The sequence below is a fragment of the Clostridium sp. genome (assembly GCF_051278035.1).
Taxonomy (GTDB): Bacteria; Bacillota; Clostridia; order Clostridiales; family Clostridiaceae; genus Clostridium_AD.
Window position 1 is genome coordinate 1 of sequence record NZ_JBNMNU010000294.1, and the last position, 3,094, is coordinate 3,094.

General features: G+C 30.1%; 4 protein-coding genes and 1 rRNA gene. All 5 read right to left on the minus strand.

Annotated features, from left to right (window positions below; genetic code table 11):
• On the minus strand, nucleotides 1-1,260 hold a 1,260-nt coding region (locus ACJAX4_RS23135; protein ID WP_435791797.1), incomplete at its 3' end, for a heavy metal translocating P-type ATPase.
• Complete coding sequence (locus tag ACJAX4_RS23140; RefSeq protein WP_435791798.1) at nucleotides 1,250-1,735, minus strand: asparaginase domain-containing protein; 486 nt, start codon at nucleotides 1,733-1,735, stop codon at nucleotides 1,250-1,252. The genes ACJAX4_RS23135 and ACJAX4_RS23140, both read right to left, overlap by 11 nt.
• Entirely contained in the window at nucleotides 1,722-2,249 is a 528-nt protein-coding gene (gmhB, locus tag ACJAX4_RS23145; protein ID WP_435791799.1) for a D-glycero-beta-D-manno-heptose 1,7-bisphosphate 7-phosphatase, read from the minus strand. The genes ACJAX4_RS23140 and gmhB overlap by 14 nt, the downstream gene beginning before the upstream one ends.
• On the minus strand, nucleotides 2,250-2,837 hold the full coding sequence (locus tag ACJAX4_RS23150) for a D-sedoheptulose-7-phosphate isomerase (RefSeq protein ID WP_435791800.1): 588 nt from the start codon (nucleotides 2,835-2,837) through the stop codon (nucleotides 2,250-2,252).
• A gap of 163 nt (nucleotides 2,838-3,000) precedes the next feature.
• Nucleotides 3,001-3,094: ribosomal RNA gene (gene rrf, locus ACJAX4_RS23155) — 5S ribosomal RNA — on the minus strand; the annotation flags it as partial.

A 3,094-nucleotide genomic window follows, 5' to 3' on the forward strand; every position in this document is an offset into this window, starting at 1 on the left:
TAATTTATTTGCCATCTGCTGAATTTTTGGTTTTTTATTTATAGCAGATTCTAAGAGTGATACAAGATTTGATAAAGTTGAATGTTCAAAATCTTTAGAAGCTATAAAATGTACATCAGCATCTATACTTGTTGTTCCACTTATTATACTATCACCTATTTTTTTATATATAGGTTCACTCTCTCCGCTTAAGCTTGATTCATCAAATGAACCATCTCCACTAACTATTTTTCCATCAAGTAAAACTTTTTCTCCAGATGCTACAACAACTTTATCTCCAACTTTTACATTTTCAAGCTTACAAGCAACTACATTTCCATTAAGAATAATATTAACTTCATTAGCAATATGCTTACTGATAACATCCAAGGTGTCGGCTGCACTTTTCTTACTTAACACTTCTAAAAATTTACCAATAAGCACGAAAGTAATAATCATACTAACTGAGTCAAAATATGCTTCTCCATGTTGCATAACAGTAATATAAATGGAATATATATAAGTTAATAAAGCTCCAGTAGCAACAAGTAAGTCCATATTAACAACTTTAGTTTTAATTCCATAGTAAGCACCTCTAAAAAAAACCCATCCGCTGTAAAATAGAACTGGTGTAGCTAGAATTCCTTCTGCAATGTTTAATATTGTTTTTATATCTTGTGTAATTCCACTAAAGTAGCCTGCATATTGTGCAACTGCAATCCACATAATATTCATTGATGAGAAAATAGCAACTGCCATTTTCAGATAGTAAGTTTTTCTTTCTTTGTTTGCATATTCTTCTTGTATAGAAGCGTCGTATGCAAAAGCGTTATATCCAATAGAGCGAATCATATCAATAATTGCTGATAGCTTCACAATATCATTAGCCCAAACAATAGTAGCTTTGTTGTTTGTAAAGTTTATATCAGCTTCTATAATTCCATCCATTCTATGTAGAGCCTTCTCGTTTAACCATACACAAGCTGAACAGTGAATTCCTTCAATTATTAATGAAACTTCATTAAAGCCATCACTATTAACTTTAACAAAGGCATCTCTGAATGAATTTGTATCAAAATTTAAGGAATCTTCATATTTATCTTTTGGAGGAGTGAGCATTACGTTTGAAGTTTTATCATAAAAGCTCTCAAAGCCTTCGTCATTTAGTAATTTAAATACTCCCCTACAACCATTACAGCAGAAGTAATGATCTGAATCTTTAATCATAACAGATTTATCAAAGCTAAGATGACAGTGGCTACAGGCTACTTTATCGGACAAGTTCAAACTTCCCTAATACTCTATTCTTAACTAATAGCTTCCAAGGTTCTATATATCCACTCATACAAATATACACACCATTTTTGGGTTCTGCTTTAACGAAGCCGATTGCTAATCCGAGGTTGAAACTTGCTTCAATGTTATCTATTTCAAATGGCCTAAAAGCTCCAGTTAAAATAATTTTTCTATCTTCAAATATTTCAGATAAAAATTCAGCAGTAATATTAATAGTATCAGTGCCATGAATTATTATAAATGTATCATCTTTAGATTCCATTATGATACTTGCAAGTATTTTCCTATCGTTAATATCCATATCTGAACTATTTTTATAAATAACACCAGCTAAATCATAATCAAAATATGCACTTTTTAATATTTTTTCAATATCATGATTATCATATGGTATTTCAGATTTACCATTTAGTGGATTATATCTATTATTAAAAGTACCGCCACTATTAAGTATTAACACTGTAAATTTCTCCTAACTTAGAAACTATTTTATTTGCTTTTGAAGCCTTAATATTTTTACTTTCATCGAATAAATATGCAGTAGTTAAACCAGCATTTAAACCAGCCTCTATATCTCTCTCTTTATCCCCAATAATTATAGAATTTTTAAGATCAATATTAAAATCTTTAGAAGCTTCAAGTAGCATTCCTGGGTTTGGTTTACGACAGTTACATTTTTCAGATACAGTAGGATGATGAGGACAATAATATACTTTTTTTATACATATGTTTTTTAAAGAAAATTCTTTTAGCATCCAAGAAGTTAATTCATTAAAATCTTCTTCTGTGTAATATCCTCTAGCAATTCCAGATTGATTAGTTACAACTATAATAATAAAACCTAGATTTTGGTAGTATTGGCAAAGATTAAAGATTCCATCTATAAATTCAAAGTTTTCTATTTTGTAAAGATAATCTTTTTCAATATTTATAACACCATCACGATCTAGAAATAGAGCTTTAGTCTTATTCAATTAGCATACACCATCACTAAATATTTCTTTTTCTATTATGTCACATATGATATGACCAATCAAAATATGAGATTCTTGTATTCTGGGTGTGGAATCAGATGGAACTACTAAAGCAAAGTCAGCTATTTTAGCCATATCACCACCATCTCTTCCAACTAAAGCTACAGTAATAATTCCTTTTTCTTTGGCACTATTAAATGCATTTATAAGATTCACAGAATTACCAGAAGTAGAGATGCCAAAAAATATGTCACCTTTTTGTCCCATCCCTTCAAGTTGACGAGAAAAAACTTTATCATAACCATAATCATTTCCAATAGCAGTCAGGCATGATGTATCTGTTGTAAGTGCTAGAGAAGGAAGAGAAGGTCTATCAAAGCCATATCTACCAACAAGTTCTGCTGCTATATGCTGTGCGTCTGCTGCACTACCACCATTTCCTGCTAAAATAGTTTTATTTGGACCTCTATATAATTCTACACATAACTTTGAGACTTCCATAATCTTATTTAATAATTCTTCATTTTTATAAATTGCTTGTTTTGTTTCGTAAGATTTTTTAATTTGATCTTTAATATAATTTTTCATCTAAATTCCTAATATAATATGCAAGATAATACCATAATAAAATAAATTAAAAGCAATATAAAGTAAGTAAAAAAAGTATTATAATAATAGTTTTGAATAGTAAAAAGTATAAAAAAGGTTAGAGATTGATAAGTGTGAAGAGTAAGTAAGTAAAAATTGATCAACTAGGCAGCGACCTACGTTTCCACACCTGAAAGATGCAGTATTATCAGCGATGAGAGGCTTAGCTTCTGGGTTCGGAATGGGACCAGGCGTTT

Bases quoted from the DNA above. Each gene is read 5' to 3' on its own strand.
- ACJAX4_RS23150 (WP_435791800.1), bottom strand. From the start codon at position 2,837: ATGAAAAATTATATTAAAGATCAAATTAAAAAATCTTACGAAACAAAA.